Origin of the sequence: Pseudoalteromonas sp. SCSIO 43101, assembly GCF_023650775.1 — a bacterium.
Classification (GTDB): Bacteria; Pseudomonadota; Gammaproteobacteria; order Enterobacterales; family Alteromonadaceae; genus Pseudoalteromonas; species Pseudoalteromonas apostichopi.
Genome location: NZ_CP072673.1, coordinates 1,564,448 through 1,582,467 on the forward strand (window position 1 = coordinate 1,564,448; position 18,020 = coordinate 1,582,467).

The 18,020-nt window shown below is 41.4% G+C and carries 17 protein-coding genes; 12 read left to right on the top strand and 5 right to left on the bottom strand.

Annotation, left to right across the window (positions count from 1 at the left end; all coding sequences use genetic code 11):
* Positions 1-262 precede the first annotated feature (262 nt).
* On the top strand, positions 263-709 hold the full coding sequence (yfbV, locus tag J8Z25_RS07345) for a terminus macrodomain insulation protein YfbV (protein WP_130052297.1): 447 nt from the start codon (positions 263-265) through the stop codon (positions 707-709).
* Here yfbV and J8Z25_RS07350 read toward each other — a convergent pair.
* Genes J8Z25_RS07350 through xthA form a run of 3 tightly spaced genes read right to left on the bottom strand, consistent with a single transcriptional unit; the run spans position 706 to position 2,956 of the window.
* Entirely contained in the window at positions 706-1,503 is a 798-nt protein-coding gene (locus J8Z25_RS07350; protein ID WP_130051729.1) for a putative RNA methyltransferase, read from the bottom strand. The two genes, yfbV and J8Z25_RS07350, sit on opposite strands and share 4 nt — an antisense overlap.
* On the bottom strand, positions 1,500-2,150 hold the full coding sequence (locus tag J8Z25_RS07355) for an energy-coupling factor ABC transporter permease (protein ID WP_167658598.1): 651 nt from the start codon (positions 2,148-2,150) through the stop codon (positions 1,500-1,502). Before J8Z25_RS07355 ends, J8Z25_RS07350 begins: the two co-directional genes overlap by 4 nt.
* The gene (gene xthA, locus J8Z25_RS07360) at positions 2,147-2,956 is read right to left on the bottom strand and encodes an exodeoxyribonuclease III (RefSeq protein WP_167658597.1); all 810 of its coding nucleotides are present in this window, start codon (positions 2,954-2,956) and stop codon (positions 2,147-2,149) included. The genes J8Z25_RS07355 and xthA overlap by 4 nt, the downstream gene beginning before the upstream one ends.
* A gap of 243 nt (positions 2,957-3,199) precedes the next feature.
* Between xthA and J8Z25_RS07365 the strand changes: the two genes are divergently transcribed.
* The 4 genes from J8Z25_RS07365 to rluB all read left to right on the top strand — a co-directional run bounded on the left by J8Z25_RS07365 (position 3,200) and on the right by rluB (position 5,951).
* On the top strand, positions 3,200-3,634 hold the full coding sequence (locus J8Z25_RS07365; RefSeq protein WP_130051726.1) for an exonuclease III: 435 nt from the start codon (positions 3,200-3,202) through the stop codon (positions 3,632-3,634).
* 204 nt (positions 3,635-3,838) lie between these two features.
* Entirely contained in the window at positions 3,839-4,360 is a 522-nt protein-coding gene (locus J8Z25_RS07370) for an EF-hand domain-containing protein (RefSeq protein WP_130051725.1), read from the top strand.
* Between the two features lie 131 nt (positions 4,361-4,491).
* Entirely contained in the window at positions 4,492-5,082 is a 591-nt protein-coding gene (gene scpB / locus J8Z25_RS07375; RefSeq protein ID WP_130051724.1) for an SMC-Scp complex subunit ScpB, read from the top strand.
* Positions 5,079-5,951 carry a 23S rRNA pseudouridine(2605) synthase RluB gene (gene rluB, locus J8Z25_RS07380; RefSeq protein ID WP_130051723.1) on the top strand — a complete coding sequence of 291 codons (873 nt, stop codon included), beginning with the start codon at positions 5,079-5,081 and terminating at the stop codon, positions 5,949-5,951. The genes scpB and rluB overlap by 4 nt, the downstream gene beginning before the upstream one ends.
* Positions 5,952-6,046: 95 nt before the next feature.
* On the opposite strand, the gene ald is transcribed toward rluB, so the two are convergent.
* Complete coding sequence (ald, locus tag J8Z25_RS07385) at positions 6,047-7,168, bottom strand: alanine dehydrogenase (RefSeq protein WP_130051722.1); 1,122 nt, start codon at positions 7,166-7,168, stop codon at positions 6,047-6,049.
* Between the two features lie 142 nt (positions 7,169-7,310).
* On the opposite strand from ald, the gene lrp reads away from it, so the two are divergent.
* The 7 genes from lrp to J8Z25_RS07420 all read left to right on the top strand — a co-directional run bounded on the left by lrp (position 7,311) and on the right by J8Z25_RS07420 (position 15,567).
* Positions 7,311-7,790, top strand: coding sequence for a leucine-responsive transcriptional regulator Lrp (lrp, locus tag J8Z25_RS07390; RefSeq protein WP_130051721.1), 480 nt, complete (start codon positions 7,311-7,313; stop codon positions 7,788-7,790).
* A 141-nt stretch (positions 7,791-7,931) separates the two neighbouring features.
* Positions 7,932-10,424 (top strand): DNA translocase FtsK, encoded by a 2,493-nt coding sequence (locus J8Z25_RS07395; RefSeq protein WP_130051720.1) that lies wholly within the window; start codon positions 7,932-7,934, stop codon positions 10,422-10,424.
* Entirely contained in the window at positions 10,424-11,050 is a 627-nt protein-coding gene (gene lolA, locus J8Z25_RS07400; RefSeq protein WP_062565165.1) for an outer membrane lipoprotein periplasmic chaperone LolA, read from the top strand. The genes J8Z25_RS07395 and lolA overlap by 1 nt, the downstream gene beginning before the upstream one ends.
* A 3-nt stretch (positions 11,051-11,053) precedes the next feature.
* Positions 11,054-12,391, top strand: a complete 1,338-nt coding sequence (locus tag J8Z25_RS07405; protein ID WP_167658593.1) for a replication-associated recombination protein A — start codon at positions 11,054-11,056, stop codon at positions 12,389-12,391.
* Positions 12,384-12,770 (top strand): fluoride efflux transporter CrcB, encoded by a 387-nt coding sequence (crcB, locus tag J8Z25_RS07410; RefSeq protein ID WP_130051717.1) that lies wholly within the window; start codon positions 12,384-12,386, stop codon positions 12,768-12,770. The genes J8Z25_RS07405 and crcB overlap by 8 nt, the downstream gene beginning before the upstream one ends.
* 9 nt (positions 12,771-12,779) lie before the next feature.
* Positions 12,780-14,084 carry a serine--tRNA ligase gene (serS, locus tag J8Z25_RS07415; RefSeq protein WP_250661921.1) on the top strand — a complete coding sequence of 435 codons (1,305 nt, stop codon included), beginning with the start codon at positions 12,780-12,782 and terminating at the stop codon, positions 14,082-14,084.
* Positions 14,085-14,244: 160 nt separating this feature from the next.
* A complete protein-coding gene (locus J8Z25_RS07420) occupies positions 14,245-15,567 on the top strand; it encodes an ABC1 kinase family protein (RefSeq protein ID WP_250661922.1) in 1,323 nt (440 codons plus the stop codon).
* Positions 15,568-15,674: 107 nt separating this feature from the next.
* Here J8Z25_RS07420 and J8Z25_RS07425 read toward each other — a convergent pair whose 3' ends face one another.
* Positions 15,675-18,014 (bottom strand): arylsulfatase, encoded by a 2,340-nt coding sequence (locus J8Z25_RS07425; protein WP_250661923.1) that lies wholly within the window; start codon positions 18,012-18,014, stop codon positions 15,675-15,677.
* Positions 18,015-18,020: the final 6 nt, after the last annotated feature.

Here is an 18,020-nt window from a genome sequence, read left to right on the forward strand (position 1 = left end):
CAGTGTGTATTAAGGCTTGATAATTAGAATTCTTTGCCAGTATAGTAAATAAGTATTTTGTTGCTACACTTAACAAAGCTAGGCTGTAATTACACTAAAGTCTAGTTGACTTAAGCCGATAACATTTTATCTCATTTAGACTTTAAACGTTAGTCTCATTGCCATTAATTTGGTATTAGAACTAGGACAGGTTTTGCAGGGATTGTATCCGGGAGTGTGTTACACTCGGTTGTGAAACGAGATGAAAACCCTAGGAGTGATGATGCAAAAAGGTGTCATGTCACAAGTGCAAACAGGTCGTCAGTACGCTAAAAAATGGCCGATGCGACAAGAGCTCGCTCCATTGTTTGCCGAATTTAGAGTGATCAAAGCTACTGATCTGGCAATTACTGTGATGCCAATTTTGGCAATGCTGACCGTATTCATGCAAGTTAATTACTTAGGCAGTGATTATTTTCCCCAAGCTATCACTATTGCGCTATTCTTTTTGTCACTTCCGCTGCAAGGTTTGTTGTGGTTAGGAAGACGTGCTCAAACCAGATTAGAACCAGCGATGTTAAGTTGGTATACAGAATTGCACAGTAAAATGAAGGCGCATGGTTATCAGTCACAATTAACGACTGAAAAACCACGCTATATAGATTTAGCTCAACTGTTAAAGGATATGTTCGAAAAAATGGACAAAGCTTTCACTAAAGAGCATTTTTAATCCCGAATAAACTGGCTCACATAAAACGATAACGTAATTTTTTGTGGGCCTTGCTGTTCTATTTGCTGCCAATGCTCTGGGCGAAACTTCCATGCAAACGGCGTCATCATAATTAAATGTTTAATCTCATCGACAGATAACAACACCTGTTGCTCTAGTAAATTCGTCGACTCTTTGCTGAAACCCGCTGGTGGTTCTATCTCAGTATGTGGTTTAACATCGGAATAAATAAATGCTTTTAACTCTTTTAGGTGCCAAGGGCCAGGGCTTGCAACAATTAAGCTAGCTTGTGGTTTGGCAAGGCGGGCAAGTTCTTGTGCAAATAGTGGTGCAAACACACTAACAAGCACATCCGCTTTGGCATCTGCAAAAGGGGCTTGGCTAATTGAGGCAACGCTAAAATGCGCATTTTCATATCGCTTAGCAGCGTATTTTACCGCGGGTTTCGAAATATCGACACCATAGACATCGGCACTCGATTGCGTTGCTATTGCTTGAGTGTAAAAGCCTTCACCACAGCCTAAATCAATCACTGAAGTTGGTTCGAGTGATGTCACTAAATCTGCTAAAGCTTGCTGTAAAAACAAATAGTGCCCGGCACTTAAAAATGCGCGGCGAGCCTGCACCATTTCAAGGTTATCGCCCGGTTGTTTAGACTTTTTATTTTGCACGGGAAGTAAATTGACATAACCCTCTTTGGCGATATCAAAACTGTGATTGTTGTCACAACGGTAAGTTTTGTCGGTTAGAGTAAGTTCAAGTTTGCAAAGCGGGCAGTGATAGTGAAGACTCATGAGTCTAAATAGTCCTTATCATAAAAGGTTTTAACCCAGTGAGGGCGATAGGTGATCATCAAGGTAATGGCCATGCCATTGAGCATTGCTTCAGGAAACCAAATTATGGCACAAAGAATCAGATAGTTTTCTGAAATTTCAATAAAACTGTAATCACCAAGCAAGTAATAAAACACACCACTGGTAAGTATTTTGATACAGGCAATAACAGCAGCGGTTAAAAACGCGCATAAAAAGATATAAATAAAAAAGTGCCTTGGCAGATAGCTATAGCAAAGCACAAAACACAAATAGCTTAACGTAACTGGTAAAAAAGCAGTAAACAATAAATGCACTGGCAGTATTGATACTGGCAGCTGAGCGACTAATACCAAGAGTAAACTTGCAAGAAGGCTTGCAAAAATGGCCAGTCGCCAACCTAAAATCAGGGTCACTGCAGTGACCCCTAAAATATGCAATTCGAGGCCTGGCAATATCCCCGCTTTAATACGCCACAGTACTGCAAGTACTAAAGCACAAGCGAGTACACCAACTTGTCTTATTGGTGTTGCCAATAATTGTGATGCGCTTTGTTTATCGAAACTCAGCCAAAGTATTAAAGCCACACAGCTCCACAAAGGGAGCTGCCATTGCATAGTGTCTATCATGCGTTAAAAGTTGACCAAATTGGGGCATGATCAGATGGCTTTTCGATACCACGTAATTCGTAATCGATGCCAGACTCAACACAACGTTTAGCAAGCGCTGGAGTTGCTAAGATCACATCAATACGTAAACCGCGGTTGTCATCAAAACCTTTTGAGCGGTAATCAAACCACGAATATTGCTCGGTTTTTTCTGGGTAAAGCTCTCGGAATGTATCTTTAAAGCCCCAGTTTAATAAAGTGCTTAGCCATTCACGCTCTTCTGGTTGGAACGAACACTTACCTGTTTTTAACCAGCGCTTACGGTTTGGTTCACCAATACCAATGTCGAGATCGGTCGGTGAAATATTAATGTCGCCCATCACGATAACATCTTGCTCAGGCGTGTGGTTATCTTCTAAATGGGTCATTAAATCTTTGTAGAACTGACGCTTATATGGGAACTTGGTTTCGTGGGCAATATTATCGCCTTGCGGGAAATAGCCATTCATCACCGTTAATTCACGGCCATTTTCTTGTGTCACAGTAACACTGATCATACGGCGCTGTGACTCGTCAGTATCGGTTGCAAAGCCTTTAACGACTGATTTTGGTTCTTGCTTACATAACATAGCCACGCCGTAGTGCGCTTTTTGACCGTGAAAATAAACGTGATAACCCATTTTTTGCACGTCTTCGAGAGGGAAGGCCTCATCATGCACTTTGATTTCTTGTAAGCCAATAATATCTGGTTGATGTTTATCAATTACGGCTTGCAACTGGTGTAAACGGGCGCGCAGGCCGTTAATGTTGAATGAGATTACCTTCATGGTGCACCTATTATTTTTGTTTCAGTGTTTAGCGCAATTCTATCATCAAACTAGGGCTTATTCATGAGCTAATTACGAAAATCAAATTGGGTAAATGTTGATCAATTGCTGCTTAATTTAAAAACATTGTTAACTCACTATTAATTATTAAATTAAATAAATAATTCAGTTGATCTACTTATTTTTGTTTATATAATGCGCGCAAACCATCCGTTCATATTATGTACTATTTAAAGGTAAACCATGAAAAAACAATTAGTGATGCTTTCTCTTGCATGTATCTCATTTGGCTCATTAGCAAGCAACCCGCACTACTTTTCAGCTGATAACCGTATTGAATCTAAGTTATGTAGCTTAAGTGCGAATGAAGGGTTTACCGCTGCACGTAAAGAAGCAGCAAAGCATGGCATTTCAATGTCGCGTTTTTCAAAAAGCATTTTATGCAACGGTACTGACATCCGTGACATTGCTAAAAAGGCACAATCACAAAATTCAGCATCAAAAGCAGCAGTTGAAGTGTTTGCTAAAAATGAGCAAAAAGAAACTCAACTTTGTATCACAGCACTTAAAAAAGGTTTAACACCTGTGCGTGAAAAAATTGGTAACTTAAACACCTTAAAATGTAATGGCGAAGCTGTAACAGACTTCGTTAAGCGTTACCAAAACGCAGCTATCTAATAGCGATATTATGGCTATATGGAAAAGCGCTCATATGAGCGCTTTTTTATGAAAAAATTACAGCAAGCTATGAAAAGCTTGCTAAATCATAGGCTTAACCTTAGCTTAACTGTTTTCTAAGTGCTTGATTTTAGTCAGTAAGACATTTTGGCATTCAACTTGTAATAGTCAAAGTGAATCTAATCGACTACAAGGAAATGTCTTATGAACAAGTTAACTCTAGCATCAACAATTTTGGCAGCATTAAGCCTATCAGCATGTTCTGCAAGTAACTCTTTAGCAAAAATCGACAGTGATTTTGGTAGCCTAGATAATGACAATGACGGTTATATCTCTAAAGTAGAAGCTGATGACGATGCAATTTGGGATCATTTTTCAAATATCGATACCAACATGGATGAGCAAATTAGCCGCACTGAATTTAATACTTATATGCAGTTAAATACAGGTAAAGTGGCAACTGATAGCGAGGTGTCTGAATCAGCATTTAAAGCAGAAATCGCTAGATTTGACCGCATCGAAAATGACTTTAAATCGTTAGATAACGATAAAAATGGTTATGTATCAATTGAAGAAGCAGATGACGACGACATCGCAAATCATTTTGGCTATATGGATAGCAACAAAGATAAGCGTGTAAGTCGTACTGAATTTATCAACTACATTAGCAAATATGGCAGCGATGTTGCCGAAGATGATGCCCTTGAAATGGTTAAAAACAGCTAATTTCATTATTCATTTTTGAAATATCCCCCAAAGCCAGTGTTTTACACTGGCTTTTTTATAATAATTTTTCCAACCTTGGCTGACTTCTGTCATAATAGAGCGTTAGTGATTTAAAATGACCTTTAGTAACGATGGCCACAAAACGTATCAGTGATGAACAGTTAGTCGAAATCATAGAAGCTGCGATTTTTGTTGCTGGAAAACCCGTGTCTAAACGGCATTTAAAAGAAACAGTATTAGCTGATTTAAGCGTATCTATGCCACGCATTAATAATGCAATTGAACAGATTCAAACGCATTATCAAACCAGAGGTATCAAGCTTGTTGCAGTAGGTAGCGGTTATAGATTTCAGGCCTGTGCGAGTTTAGCACCTTGGCTGGCAAACTTATGGCAAGAGCGCGCACCTAAATACTCAAGAGCACTATTAGAAACTTTATCCTTGATTGCCTACAGGCAACCTATTACCCGTGGTGAAATTGAACAAGTACGGGGAGTAACCGTTGGCTCAGGGATTATTAAAACCTTATTAGAAAGAGAGTGGGTAAGGGTTGTGGGCCACAAAGAAGTGCCAGGTCGCCCTGCTTTGTATGCAACAACATCCGCTTTCTTAGACTATTTTTCATTAGCTGGTTTAGATGAATTACCACCATTACCTGAACTTCAGGAGAGTAAAATCAACCAGCTATTGAGCGATCCTTCTGTGAGAGAACTATCTGAATGAGTAATTTAGAAACTGAAAAGTTACAAAAAGTATTAGCCCGTGCAGGCGTGGGTTCACGTCGTGAAATGGAAAAATACATCGATGCCAATCGCGTGAGCGTGAATGGTAAAGTGGCGCGTTTAGGCGACCGTGTAGAAACAACCGATGTGATTCGTGTTGACGGTCACGTGGTAAAAATTGAAGACAAAGCTGACCGTATTTGTCGTGTGCTTATGTATAACAAACCAGAAGGTGAGTTATGTACACGTAAAGATCCGGAAGGCCGCCGTACGGTATTTGATCGCTTACCACGTGTTGATGGCGAGCGCTGGATAGCGGTAGGTCGTTTAGATATTAATACCGCAGGTTTAATGCTGTTCACCAATGACGGTGAACTTGCAAATCGTTTAATGCACCCAAGTTACGAAGTAGAGCGTGAATACTCTGCTCGTGTATTTGGCGAAGTAACTAATGATACGCTGCGCACTTTAACAAAAGGTGTTGAACTTGATGATGGCCCTGCAAAATTCTTGAACATCAAACCTATGGGTGGTGAGGGGATCAATCGTTGGTTCAATGTCACATTAACTGAAGGTCGTAACCGCGAAGTACGTCGTTTATGGCAATCACAAGATGTTGAAGTATCGCGTCTTATCCGTATTCGTTACGGTAAGTTAGAGCTTGATAAGCGCTTACCGCAAGGTGGTTGGGCTGAGCTTGATTTAGATACCGTAAACTATTTACGTAAAACAGTACAACTAGGCCGCGAAACGCAAACTAAGCTGTCGGTTATTCCTGAAAAGCGTAAAGACAAGCGTGCTAAAATTAACCAAATTCGTAAGGCGGTTAAAAAGCACAATCAACGCGCTAAACAAACTAAGCGGCGTTAATCAATAATGTAGCGGTTTGCAGATAAAGCGATTTATTTGCAAACTGGCATAAAAAAAGCAGCGATATCGCTGCTTTTTTTGTTTCACAATGCTAATTAAGCATTTTCAACAGCTGTACGTGGGTCAACATATTCCATGTTGAAAGCTTCAGCTACTTCTTTATAAGTAACTTGGCCTTTGATCACGTTTAAGCCTTTTAAGAAGTTTGCATCGTCAAGAAGCGCTTTCTTGTAGCCTTTGTTAGCAAGGTTGATGATGAACGGTAATGTTGCGTTGTTAAGTGCAAACGTCGAAGTACGTGGTACAGCACCTGGCATGTTAGCAACACAGTAGTGAACAACTTCATCAACGATGAAAGTAGGATCAGCATGAGTTGTCGCTTTAGAAGTTGCGATACAACCACCTTGGTCGATTGCAACGTCAACGATTGCAGAACCAGGTTTCATTGCTTTGATGTGCTCAGCCGTTACTAGTTTAGGCGCTGCAGCACCAGGGATTAATACGCCACCGATCACAAGGTCAGCTTCTAGTACGTGTTTTTCTAACGCGTCAGCTGTAGAGTAGATAGCTTTAACTTTATTACCGAACTGCGCATCTAATGCACGTAATACATCGATGTTACGGTCAAGAACAACAACATCAGCACCTAGGCCAACAGCCATTTGCGCTGCGCTACGACCAACCATGCCGCCGCCGATAACAACTACTTTAGCTGGCTCAACACCTGGTACACCACCAAGTAACATACCACGGCCGTGGTTTGCTTTTTCAAGCGCTTGTGCACCAGCTTGAATAGACATACGACCTGCAACTTCACTCATAGGAGCTAGAAGTGGTAAACCGCCACGTGAATCAGTTACTGTTTCGTAAGCGATACATACTGCGCCACTTTTAACAAGGTCTTCAGTTTGTGGAAGATCCGGTGCTAAGTGAAGGTAAGTAAATAGAATTTGGTCTTCGCGTAACATAGCACGCTCAACAGCTTGTGGCTCTTTTACTTTAACGATCATTTCAGCTTTAGCAAAAACGTCTGCTGCTGTTGGTAAAATTTCAGCACCAGCCGCAATATAATCTTCGTTCGTAAAGCCAATGCCCATACCAGCATCAGTCTCAACAAACACTTGGTGGCCATGGTTTACTAGTTCACGAACACTCGCAGGAACCATACCTACACGGTATTCATGGTTTTTGATTTCTTTAGGTACACCAATAATCATAGTTTTTCGCCTTAATAGAACGGGATAAAATTTTTGACTATTATATTCATGACTAGCCAGTGTGTCTCACCTTTTTTTAATGTACTTCTAGTGATATAATCTAAAAATAACTTAAAAACAGTGCAAAACTCTGGTTTGGCTTATGCATCAATTACTCGACAGAATAGACCGTAAAATATTAATGGAATTACAGCACGATGGTCGGATCTCTAACGTAGAGCTGGCAAGGCGTGTAGGGCTAAGTGCCACCCCGTGTTTAGAGCGTGTAAAAAAGCTTGAAAGGGAGGGGTATATACTCGGATATAAAGCGGTAGTAGATCCTGCTAAGCTTGGGCAGGGTTTATCCGTTTATGTAGAAGTGACCATCACCAAAACATCACCTGATGTGTTCGAAGAGTTTAACGCCGCTGTTAAAAAGCACGACGAAATTATTGAATGTCACTTGGTGTCGGGTAATTTCGACTTTTTATTAAAAACGCGGGTAAATGATATGTCGGAATATCGAAATGTACTAGGCGATATTCTACTAAAACTACCTAATGTCAGTGAAAGCCGAACGTATGTGGTAATGGAAGAAGTAAAAGGTGAAGAAGGGGTCATTATTCGCCCATATATTGCTTAAACTGTTAAAATACACATAGAGTAACAAAAACTTGTTCATTATCAGTCCATCAAGGCTAAGATAAAGTGCATCAAACGGCATTTCCTGCTAAGGTATTTCACTGCTAATCGATCAGTAAAGAATAATAAGGAATAGGGAGCTATGCGCCTAAATGGTGTTCAAAGACTGTTAGAAACGGGGCTAATCATCAGCACCTTTGCTGCAGTATTTATTTTATGTGCATTAATCAGTTTTGATCCTGCCGACCCTTCATGGTCGCAAACCGGTGAATTTGTTAATGTTAAGAATATTACCGGCACTGCGGGGGCCTGGGTTGCAGATATCCTATTACTCACTTTTGGCTGGCTTGCTTATTTAGTCCCTGTTGCTATTCAATTATTTGGTTATTTATTGTTTAAACAGCCACATCGTATTTTTCAGCTTGATTACACCACACTTGCCTTACGTGTCATTGGCTTTGCGCTGTTTATTACTTCAGCGACTGCCATTAGCAGCATTAACTTCGACGATATTTATAACTTCTCATCTGGTGGGGTAGTAGGGGATGTCATTGCAACAGCAATGATGCCGACCTTTAATTTTACCGGCACCTCGATTCTATTACTGTGCTTTTTCTTTGCTGGATTAACCCTATTAACGGGGATTTCTTGGGTACAATTTGTCGATTTTGTCGGCAAGTGGGTAATGAAATTATTCTACTTTTTACGTGAGCAATTTTCTGCTTGGATGCACCGTGAAAAAGAAGCAGTTAAAGATGTCGCCACCACAGAGCCTGACGCCAACTTTGTAGAACCAGAAAACGAGCCAGCTATTAGCTTCAATGATGCTGATGAAGATGAGCCAAAAGCGACCAAGCAACAGCAAAAGTCTGCTGAAAAAGCAGATGAAGACTTCAAAGGCTTTGATGAGCTTGATGATATTCTTGACCAAGAAATTGGATTCAGTGCTCTTGATGATGAATCATTCGATACCGTATCGGCACTTAATGCGCTTGATCAGAGCCCTGTAGTAGAGCAAGAAAAGCCTGTAACAACGGTTGTTTCGCCTGCTCGCCCAATGCCTAAACCAAAACCTGCGTATCAGCCACCACCAACAGCGAAAGAAAAATTCGAAGCTTTGCTCGAAGAGCAACCGCCTGTAAATCCGTTACCATCGCTGGATTTATTAGATCGTCCAGATAAAGCAAAAAACCCATTATCACAAGAAGAATTAGATGGTATTTCTCGTTTAGTTGAAACCAAATTACTTGATTTTAACATTCAAGCTGCGGTTGTGGGCGTATACCCAGGTCCGGTTGTAACGCGTTTTGAGCTTGATTTAGCGCCGGGTATCAAAGTAGCTAAAATCACTGGCTTAGCTAAAGATTTAGCGCGTTCACTCTCTGCAGTAAGCGTACGTGTTGTAGAAGTTATTCCGGGTAAAACTTATGTTGGTTTAGAGTTACCTAACAAACATCGTGAAATCGTGCGTTTAAGTGAAGTTATTAACGCACCTAAATTTGAATCAAACCCATCACCACTGACTATGGTGTTAGGTAAAGACATTGCTGGCGAGCCTGTGTGTGCTGACCTTGGCAAAATGCCACATTTACTTGTTGCGGGTACAACTGGTTCAGGTAAGTCAGTGGGCGTTAATGTAATGATATTAAGCTTACTATACAAATCGGGCCCTGATGATGTTCGTATGATCATGATCGACCCGAAAATGCTTGAACTTTCTGTGTACGAAGGCATCCCACATTTATTATGTGAAGTTGTTACTGACATGAAAGAAGCAGCCAATGCATTGCGTTGGTGTGTAGGCGAAATGGAACGTCGTTATAAGCTGATGTCGGCACTTGGGGTGCGTAACTTAAAAGGTTATAACCAAAAAGTGTTGGATGCCAAAGAAGCGGGTCAACCAATTCTAGATCCACTGTTTAAAGATACCGACGGTATGGCCGATGGCCCTGAAGAGCTAGATAAACTACCAAGTATTGTGGTGGTTATTGACGAATTTGCCGACATGATGATGATCGTGGGTAAAAAAGTGGAAGAGCTGATTGCACGTATCGCACAAAAAGCCCGTGCTGCAGGTATTCACTTAGTGTTAGCAACACAACGCCCATCGGTTGACGTTATTACAGGTTTGATTAAAGCGAATATTCCAACACGTATGGCGTTCCAAGTTTCAAGTAAAATTGATTCGCGTACCATTTTAGATCAGCAAGGTGCTGAAAACTTACTTGGTATGGGTGACATGCTTTACTTACCACCAGGTACTAGTGTACCAGTGCGTGTGCATGGCGCGTTTGTTGACGACCACGAAGTTCATGCGGTCGTAGATGATTGGAAAAAACGTGGCAAACCAAATTATATAGATGAAATTTTGAGTGGCGATGCCACAGAAGAAATTCTACTACCAGGAGAAACCAGTGAAGACGGTGATGAAGAGTCAGATCCGCTTTACGATGAAGCAGTATCATTTGTAATTGAAACCGGCAAAGTGTCGGTATCGAGTGTACAGCGTAAGCTTCGTGTAGGTTATAACCGCGCAGCTCGTTTAGTTGAACAAATGGAAACATCAGGCATTGTTAGCGCACCAGGACATAACGGTGCCCGCGAAGTCTTAGTGCCAAATGGTGGAGCAAATTAATGAAAAAAATTAAATACCTAGCCCTAATTATGGGTTGTTTATTAAGCGGTCAAAGTTTTGCAGACGACAGCGAAGCATTGCAACAACAACTGGCTGCGATTAAAAGTTTTAAAGCAGAGTTTTCGCAGCAAGTTACCGATTCGCAAGGCGAAGCTATCATGCAAGGTGAAGGGAATATTGCTCTTCAACAACCTATGATGATCCGCTGGCAACAGCAAAGCCCAGACGATACCTTGTTTGTATCTAATGGCGACAAAACGTATTACTTCGATAGCTTTGCTGAGCAAGTAACGATTATGAATACCCACAGCTTGATTGATTCAACACCGTTTGTATTGCTGACCTCTAAAGATCCTGAGCAATGGGCTAAATACCAAGTTGTGGCAACCGATGCAGGCTTTAGCGTAACACCAAACAAAGGCGTTGAGAGCCAAGTTGAAAAGTTAGACATTAGCTTTAATGCTAAAGAACAAGGACTAGCATCACTGACAGTATTAGATACCTCTGGTCAGCAGTCTTTATTTACCTTTAAAGATGCTAAAGTAAACGAAGCACTTGCAACTCAAACCTTTGAATTTACCATTCCTGAGGGCGTTGAAGTTGACGACCAAAGCCAAGGTGATTAAGGCTTGAGTAATCTCGGATTTAATTTTGGTCCTGATGTGCGCCCACTTGCGGCGCGCATGCGACCCGAAACACTCAATGACTACATAGGTCAGCAGCACCTTTTAAGCCCCGATAAACCTCTTTACCAAGCCATTCTTGCAGGTCGATGCCACAGCCTCATTTTGTGGGGGCCGCCAGGCGTTGGTAAAACTACGTTAGCGCAAATTATTGCGAACCATGCCGATGCAAGCCTTATTCAAATGTCGGCGGTCACAGCAGGTGTCAAAGACATTCGTGAAGCGGTAAGCGAAGCAAAAGCAAATCTTGCAGGGCGAGGACAACGCACCTTACTGTTTGTCGACGAAGTGCATCGCTTTAATAAATCTCAGCAAGATGCATTCTTACCACATATTGAAGATGGTACTTTTATTTTTGTTGGCGCGACCACCGAAAACCCATCATTTGCACTTAATAACGCAATACTTTCTCGTGCCCGTGTTTATGTATTAAAAGCACTTAAGCAAGCCGATTTATTTACTGTGATTGAGCGCGCTTTACGCGAAGACGTTGAGCTAAGCCAAAAACACATTGAAATTGCCGATAACGCCAAACAAGCACTTTGCCAAGCAAGTGATGGCGATGCTCGTAAAGTGCTTAACTTACTAGAACAAGCTGTTGATTTAACCACTGAGCAGCAGGGCAAATACCTTGTTGATCAACATGTTTTAAGCCAAGTTCTACCAACTCACTTAGCCAAGTACGACAAAGGCGGCGATGAGTTCTACGACTTAATTTCAGCGTTTCATAAATCGGTGCGTGGTAGTTCTCCTGATGGCGCCTTATATTGGTACTGCCGAATTTTAGCAGGTGGCGGCGACCCGCTTTATGTAGCTAGGCGTTTATTAGCGATTGCTACAGAGGATATCGGCAATGCCGACCCACGTGCAATGGAAGTAGCACTAAATGCATGGGATATTTTTCAACGTGTTGGTCCAAGTGAAGGTGAGCGCGCTATAGCTCAGGCCACCATTTACTTAGCCAGCGCACCGAAAAGTAACGCGGTGTATATGGCGTTTAATCAAGCAATGCAAGATGCTAAAAATGAACCGAGTTATCCTGTGCCAGAGCATTTACGTAATGCGCCAACAAGTCTAATGAAAGATTTAGGCTATGGTGCAGAGTATCGTTATGCACACAATGAAGAAGGCGCATTTGCTGCTGGCGAGAAGTATTTCCCAGAAGCAATTCATGATCGTCAGTATTACTTCCCAACAGATCGCGGGCTTGAACAAAAAATAAAACAAAAGCTGGAATATTTAACCCAGCGCAACGAGCAAAGTGATATTAAACGTTATGAATAGTTTGAAACTTTACATGATGATTGCAATGGGTGGTGCTTCTGGGGCGTGTTTGCGCTATTTTCTTAGCGAAACCATGCTAAAACTGCTCGGTAGGGGATTCCCTTTTGGCACGTTGACAGTTAATATTCTTGGTTCATTGTTAATGGGCATATTATACGGCTTGATTGAAAAAGAAATAATCGCTGTTAGCCCCGCTAAAACCTTAATTGGTATTGGCTTTTTAGGTGCATTGACCACCTTTTCAACATTCTCAATGGATTCGTTGTTGCTAATGCAACAAGGTCACTTTTTTAAAATGGCCCTCAATATCACCTTAAACGTGGTGGTGTGTATATTTATGGCTTGGCTGGGCCTTCAGCTGGTAATGCAAAAAGGTTAAAAATCAAACATGTTAGATTCTAAATATTTACGTCAAGATATCGAACAAGCGGCTGCACGTTTAGCAACACGTGGTTTCGAACTTGATATTGCAGCGGTAACTGCACTTGAAGAAAAACGCAAAACATTACAAGTAAAAACGCAAGAACTTCAAAGCGAGCGTAATGCAAGTTCCAAAGCTATCGGCCAAGCAAAAGCGAAAGGCGAGCACGAGAAAGCACAACAGTTGCTTGATTCAGTAAGTACTCTTGGTGACCAACTAGACAGTGTTAAAGCAGAGCAAGACGCTGTATTAGAAGAGCTTAAGCAAATCGCGCTAGCTATTCCAAACTTACCTGATGAGTCTGTGCCAGTTGGTGAAGACGAAGAGCAAAACGTTGAAATTTTAACGTGGGGCACGCCTAAGTCATATGATTTTGAAGTAAAAGATCACGTAGATGTTGGTCAAGACGTAAACGGCCTAGACTTTGAAATGGGTGTTAAAATCAGTGGCGCACGTTTTACTGTTATGCGCGGCCAAGTGGCCCGTATGCACCGTGCTCTTACTCAGTTTATGCTTGATACGCACACAGAGCAAAATGGCTACACAGAAATGTATGTGCCTTACCTAGTAAATAGCGCAAGCTTATACGGTACAAGCCAATTACCTAAGTTTGCCGGTGACTTATTCCATACATTAGGTTTAGTGGATGACGACGGTCAGCAACAACCTGGTTTTAGCTTAATTCCAACTGCTGAAGTACCGCTTACAAATAGTGCCCGTGACGAAATCTACGACGAAAGCGATTTACCAATTCGCTTAACTGCTCACACACCATGTTTCCGTAGTGAAGCTGGTAGCTATGGTCGTGATACACGTGGTCTTATTCGTCAACACCAATTCGACAAAGTTGAATTAGTACAACTTGTAAAACCAGAAGATTCAATGCAAGCACTAGAAGAACTAACAGGTCACGCTGAGCAAATCTTACAAGCATTAGAGCTTCCTTACCGTAAAGTAATTTTATGTACGGGTGATATGGGCTTTGGCGCAGCAAAAACTTACGATTTAGAAGTTTGGTTACCTGCACAAAACACCTATCGTGAAATCTCATCATGTTCAAACATGGTTGATTTCCAAGCGCGTCGTATGCAAGCGCGTTTCCGTCGTCAAGGCGAGAAAAAGCCAGAGTTACTACACACACTAAACGGTTCAGGTTTAGCGGTTGGTCGTACACTTGTAGCAATCTTAGAGAACTACCAACAAGCTGACGGCTCGATTGTTGTTCCAGAAGTATTACGCCCATATATGGGTGGCTTAGAAATTATTAAATAACTTTAATTATTCTGAGCTTTAAAGCCGCATCGGGAAACCATGCGGCTTTTTTGTTGGCTAAATTAAATAGAACAAAAGAGAGTAAAGCGATTAAGCTAAAGTCGATCTAAACCTCGACAATCAACGTATTCAAAGCATTAAGTTAATAGTGTGAAGCAATATGAGTAATAAACAAAAGTCTGTGCCAACATCACGGTTTTCACGCGCTGCTCGGCTTGGTTCTTTAGCTGGTAAAGTCGCGGGTAATATGTTGTTTGAAGGCACAAAAGCATGGGCTATGGGTAAGCAAACATCACGACAAGAGTTATTGTTACAGCCAAAAAATATTCAACGCTTTGCAGAGCAACTTGCAAACCTGCGTGGCGCAGCAATGAAATTGGGGCAGCTACTGTCTATGGACAGTGGCGAATTACTTACACCTGAGCTATCTGCAATCTTAGCAAGGCTGCGTGCAGAGGCGACAGCTATGCCGCAAAAGCAGCTAGTTAAAGTAATGCGTGAGCATTGGGGCGATGCATGGCTAGAGCACTTATCGCACTTTGAACTCAGACCATTTGCTGCAGCATCGATAGGGCAAGTGCATATTGCTTACCGAGAATCGGGCGAAAAACTAGCAGTTAAAGTTCAGTACCCAGGTATTGCAAAAGGTATAGCCAGTGATGTTGATAACTTAGCTTACATTCTTAAGCTCAGTGGCTTATTACCCAAAGAGGTAGAAATACAGCCTCTTATCGATGAAGCAAAACAACAGCTTATAAACGAAGCTGACTACGAATTAGAAGCTAATTATTTAAAACGCTACAGCGAGTGTTTAAAGGGTGACGACAATTACCTTATTCCAAATGTGGTAGATTCGCTTAGTTCTTCTCAAGTGTTAGTCATGAGCTTTGTTGAAGGACAAGAGCTAGATGAACTGGCAACCACAGAGCAAGCGCTACGTAATAAAGCGGTTGAACAGTTACTAAGCCTATTTTTACGTGAATTATTTAGCTTTAAACTAGTTCAAACAGATCCAAACTTTGCCAACTATCAATATCAAATCGACAATCAACGCTTAGTGCTTTTAGACTTTGGCGCTACCCGTGAGCTACCTCAGCATATTAGTGATGGCTACTTACAGTTATTATCTGCTGCAATAAATAATGACAGAGCAGGAGTTGCAACAGCTTCACAGCATATTGGCTATTTTCAAGAAGGGCTAGCTCAAGAATATATAGATAATGTTGTCGAGATATTTCTACTTGCCTGCGAGCCACTGCGCCATCAAGGTGAGTATGATTTTGCAAATAGCGACTTACCAAAACGTATTAAAGAACTCGGCATAAAAATGAGTACAGCCTCTGAGCACTGGCACGCGCCCCCTGTAGATGCCTTATTTGTTCACAGAAAACTAGCAGGCCTGTTTTTAATCGCTGCAAAGCTAGGCGCAAAAGTGAATGTAAACAGTATTTTTGAAGAGTTTAAGCGGCAGAAGAGTAGATAATATATCAAAGTAGGTTAATCAAAAGTCCCGCATGAAATGCGGGACTCTTAGAGTTAACCTTTATCTATTGCATCTTATCTATTGAACAATAGAAGTCGTTACCTGTTCTATTTTTTGTTAAAAGTAAAAGGGGCTTCATAGTCAAGACTTACGGCACCACCCTCATCTTCACCAATACCCACACCATCATCAAGTGAGAATAAGCTGGCAATTGTATTTGGGATCAGCTTTTTAGCTGCAAGTTTGCCGTTAACGTATAAATATACATTACCACCTTTTCCTAAACCTGCGGCGTTCCCTTTACCCCCTTTGCCATCTTCATCATAACGAAACTCAACTTTGATCTCATTTTCACCTTTTTTGAGTTCCGAACCAGAGACTTTAGTATACTCATACGTCAACCAATTATACTCGAATGTTGGTACTCCGTTTTTAACAAATAAAGTCCAACCAGCGAAGTTACCGCCTTGTGCAATAACAACACCATTGGTGTTTTTCACATCATCAGTAATGACTTTTGCAACTAAATCAAAAGATTTATTTTTGATATTTAAAAAAGAGTTTTCAGGAATACCTTTAGCCCCTTCATATAAAGTCAAACTCTGTTTACCAAACATCGCATCGGGTCGGCCAGCTATTTCTGCATTCATACGCTCAAGCGTGCGGTCATCAATTGGGTAAACATGATTCTCTTGTGCTTCTTTATCGAAAAGCTTTTTAATTTCTTTGAGTTTCTTGGGGTACTTATCAGCTAAATTGTTAGAAAGAGACCAATCCTGTGTGGTGTCAAACAACTCCCACTCATCTTTTTGCAAGGTAGTGAAGTTCGCTGATGATTCGGTTAATGCCCAATGTGTAACCCTTGCTAACCAGCCATCTTTGTAAATAGCTCGATTACCAGCAAGCTCAAAGTATTGAACTTTGTGATCTGTTTCTGCATCGGGGTTGTTAAATGATTGCGCAAAACTCACCCCAGCCATAGGGATTTGCTTAATACCTTCGACTTTCTTAGGAAAAGGAAGTTTAGCTGTTTCTAATACTGTCGGAGCGATATCAACGACATGTGACCACTGGCTACGGATGTTTTGACTATTCTTTTTAATGCCATGAGGCCAACTTACTACCATGGCGTTTCGTGTACCGCCATAATCTGATGCCATGCCCTTAGTCCATACAAAAGGCGAATCACCAGCGACAGCCCAACCTGAAGCGTAATGTGGAAAACTTTCTGGCCCACCGAGTTTTTCGATATTTTCCAGAGCATATGAAGACGGTTCGTCAATGCCATTATAGAAAGCTAGCGAGTTGAAGCTACCATTTCTATTCCCCTCTGCACTTGCTCCATTGTCCCCTACGATGTAGAAAATTAGGGTGTTGTCGAACTCGCCATTTTTCTTAAGTGTTTCAACAACTCGACCTATTTCATGATCCGTATGTGCTAAATAGCCAGCATATACTTCCATTTGTCGTTCAAATACACGCTTTTCGTCAGCAGTGAGCGAATCCCATCTAGGAACAAACTCTGGCATGGGCGGCAGTACCGTATTTTTCGGAATAATGTTATTTGCTTTTTGTCGCTCAAATGTTTCTTGTCTCAATTTATCCCAGCCCATTGAGAACTTACCTTTGTACTTATCAATCCATTCTTTGGGAGCATGATGCGGCGCATGTACGGCGCCAGGCGCATAGTAAATAAAGAAGGGTTTATCGGCATTATAACTTTGCTCTAAATTTAGCCATTCAATGGTTTTGTCTGTCATATCCTCAGTAAAGTGATAATCTTTCTTACGTGGCGTTTTTATGCGAGTAATACCATCAATTAATACTGGTTGATACTGGTCCGTTTCCCCACCAAAAAAGCCATAAAACTTATCAAACCCGACTTCTTTCGGCCATAAGGTTTGAACCCCAGCTGGACCTGTTTCCCATGCTGGGATCTCATGGTTTTTACCAAACATAGCCGTGCTATAACCGTTGTATTTCAAAATTTTAGGTAATGCTGCGATGTAATTAGGTCTTACACCAGTATTTCCAGGAAAAGCTGTTGCCGTTTCGGCAATAGAGCCCATGTTATTTTGGTGATGATTACGTCCTGTTAATATTGCTGTGCGCGTAGCGGAGCTAACGCCAGTCGTATGGAATTGGTTATACATTAAGCCTTGTTTAGCCAGCGCACTTAGCGTTGGCATGTCAACAGCACCACCAAACAGTGATGACTGACTAAAACCAACATCATCGAGTAATATTACAAGTACATTGGGGGCTCCATCTGGTGCTTTCACACGGGATGTTGGATCTGGTCGCTGTACATCTCTAACATCTAATTGAGAGTAAGTTTGAGGTCTTACATCCGGAATTGGAAGCTGAGTTCTATCAGGTGTGTCAGCACTGGCTATATATGGAGTGAGTGCGCTAGTTAAAACCACTGATTTTTTAATTATATCCATTTAGTT

Coding starts and splice junctions, on each gene's coding strand:
- yfbV (WP_130052297.1), top strand. CDS start 263: ATGCAAAAAGGTGTCATGTCACAAGTGCAAACAGGTCGTCAGTACGCT.
- J8Z25_RS07350 (WP_130051729.1), bottom strand. CDS start 1,503: ATGAGTCTTCACTATCACTGCCCGCTTTGCAAACTTGAACTTACTCTA.
- J8Z25_RS07355 (WP_167658598.1), bottom strand. CDS start 2,150: ATGATAGACACTATGCAATGGCAGCTCCCTTTGTGGAGCTGTGTGGCT.
- xthA (WP_167658597.1), bottom strand. CDS start 2,956: ATGAAGGTAATCTCATTCAACATTAACGGCCTGCGCGCCCGTTTACAC.
- J8Z25_RS07365 (WP_130051726.1), top strand. CDS start 3,200: ATGAAAAAACAATTAGTGATGCTTTCTCTTGCATGTATCTCATTTGGC.
- J8Z25_RS07370 (WP_130051725.1), top strand. CDS start 3,839: ATGAACAAGTTAACTCTAGCATCAACAATTTTGGCAGCATTAAGCCTA.
- scpB (WP_130051724.1), top strand. CDS start 4,492: ATGGCCACAAAACGTATCAGTGATGAACAGTTAGTCGAAATCATAGAA.
- rluB (WP_130051723.1), top strand. CDS start 5,079: ATGAGTAATTTAGAAACTGAAAAGTTACAAAAAGTATTAGCCCGTGCA.
- ald (WP_130051722.1), bottom strand. CDS start 7,168: ATGATTATTGGTGTACCTAAAGAAATCAAAAACCATGAATACCGTGTA.
- lrp (WP_130051721.1), top strand. CDS start 7,311: ATGCATCAATTACTCGACAGAATAGACCGTAAAATATTAATGGAATTA.
- J8Z25_RS07395 (WP_130051720.1), top strand. CDS start 7,932: ATGCGCCTAAATGGTGTTCAAAGACTGTTAGAAACGGGGCTAATCATC.
- lolA (WP_062565165.1), top strand. CDS start 10,424: ATGAAAAAAATTAAATACCTAGCCCTAATTATGGGTTGTTTATTAAGC.
- crcB (WP_130051717.1), top strand. CDS start 12,384: ATGAATAGTTTGAAACTTTACATGATGATTGCAATGGGTGGTGCTTCT.
- serS (WP_250661921.1), top strand. CDS start 12,780: ATGTTAGATTCTAAATATTTACGTCAAGATATCGAACAAGCGGCTGCA.
- J8Z25_RS07420 (WP_250661922.1), top strand. CDS start 14,245: ATGAGTAATAAACAAAAGTCTGTGCCAACATCACGGTTTTCACGCGCT.
- J8Z25_RS07425 (WP_250661923.1), bottom strand. CDS start 18,014: ATGGATATAATTAAAAAATCAGTGGTTTTAACTAGCGCACTCACTCCA.